This is a genomic window from Sulfuricurvum sp., from assembly GCF_049305995.1.
Taxonomy (GTDB): domain Bacteria; phylum Campylobacterota; class Campylobacteria; order Campylobacterales; family Sulfurimonadaceae; genus Sulfuricurvum.
Genome location: NZ_JBAQPS010000150.1, coordinates 1 through 1655 on the forward strand (window position 1 = coordinate 1; position 1655 = coordinate 1655).

Consider the following 1655-nt stretch of genomic DNA (forward strand, 5'->3'; position numbering starts at 1 on the left):
ATTATTAACCACCGTTTGTTGCATTTAATAGACAGACACGCTGAATTTCTGTAGCACTGCTTTTTTTTGTTTGTGGTGGATGAATGTAAGGCAATTCAAATGAAATGTTTTTCCAAAAAACTATAGCTTCTTTTTCGGCATCACGCCACGACAAATCAGGGCTAATTTTTTTCCAAACGAAAATCTCAGGTTCTAAATTCTCAATTAGTAACTCCCTAATCCAATCGTAAACAGGTCGTTGATCATTTTCTAAAGCATGATTAATGTGTTCTGCTAAACGCCATTCTCGACGTTTATGAGTTTTTCCAATATAACATAAACTTCTGTCTCTAGGATCAATTAACCCGTAAATAAGGTATCTGCCTACTCGTATATCCATCTTCATACTTCCAAAATCAAAAAATCAAAAAGGGGTCATGTATTCAATCTTCACTTTTCTAAGATTAAATTACAAAAGGGAGCAAAATTCCCGTTCGCACTGAGCCTGTCGAAGGGTGAGAAAAGTTCATGGTTCGACAAGCTCACCACGAACGAAAATTTACTATAACGCCATCATCCTCTCTAATGCGATTTTCGCCCAATACGCCGTATCCTCATCCACTTCGATCTCGTTGATCGGGGCACCGTCCTCGATCGATTTAAGGACATTATACAAATCTTCCAACGTCGTTTCATTCATCGTCGGACATTCGGGTTTGGTGGAGGAGAGAATATAGGTATTACTTGGTCGAAGGCGATTGACCATATTAAACTCCGTCCCTACCGCCACTTTTTGCTCAGCAGGGAGTTCCATGATGTATTTGATGAGTTGCGACGTCGAACCGACGAAATCGGCACGATCACAGATAGCAGGGTCGCACTCAGGGTGAACGGCGATCAAAATGTCGGGATATTTGTTGCGATAAAACTCGATGTCATCGACACTGAAAAGCTGATGCACCGAGCAAAATCCGTCGTAACAAATGATGTCGGCTTCTTTGGGATCGCTACCGTCTCCGATGACGCACGATTTCAGCCCCATCATATTGGCGATATTTTGTCCCAAACAGCGATCAGGGACGAAAAGTATCTTTTTCCCCTCGGCAAGTGCGTTGGTAATAATCATTTTGGCATTGGAACTGGTGCAGACCATCCCTCCCATTTTCCCGACGCGGGCTTTTACCGCTGCATCGGAGTTGATATAGGTGATCGGAAGGATATCGTCCGCTTTGATCCCTGCATCTTCGAGCTTTTGGATCGATTGATCGTAATAGAGGCCATCAATCATTTTTGCCATCGCACAACAGGCAACTTTTGGCATCACGACCCGTTTGTGGGGGCTGAGGATTTTGACACTTTGCCCCATAAATCCGACACCGCAGAAGACAACGAACTCTTTATCATCCGCCATCGTACGTTTCGCGAGTTCGAGCGAATCTCCCGTAATATCCCCCATCTCAAACACTTCATCGCGCTGATAAAAATGGGCGACAACGGTGACGCTGAGACGGCTTTTAAGATCAATAATTTTTTGTTTTAATTCTTCTGCACTAGTATTCAAAATCATTCCTTACTCTCATTAGGATGTTATTATATCTTTTGAAATATAATACCATCCAAAATTTACCAACAAAGAGTCACCTATTATGGATTTTTTATTTAACCTCAATGTTCAG

General features: G+C 42.2%; 2 protein-coding genes. Both read right to left on the reverse strand.

Annotation, left to right across the window (positions count from 1 at the left end):
• Positions 1 to 4 precede the first annotated feature (4 nt).
• The gene (locus WA010_RS05040; RefSeq protein ID WP_422556056.1) at positions 5 to 379 is read right to left on the reverse strand and encodes a hypothetical protein; all 375 of its coding nucleotides are present in this window, start codon (positions 377 to 379) and stop codon (positions 5 to 7) included.
• A gap of 162 nt (positions 380 to 541) precedes the next feature.
• Positions 542 to 1540 carry a quinolinate synthase NadA gene (gene nadA / locus WA010_RS05045; protein WP_422556057.1) on the reverse strand — a complete coding sequence of 333 codons (999 nt, stop codon included), beginning with the start codon at positions 1538 to 1540 and terminating at the stop codon, positions 542 to 544.
• Between the last annotated feature and the right edge of the window lie 115 nt (positions 1541 to 1655).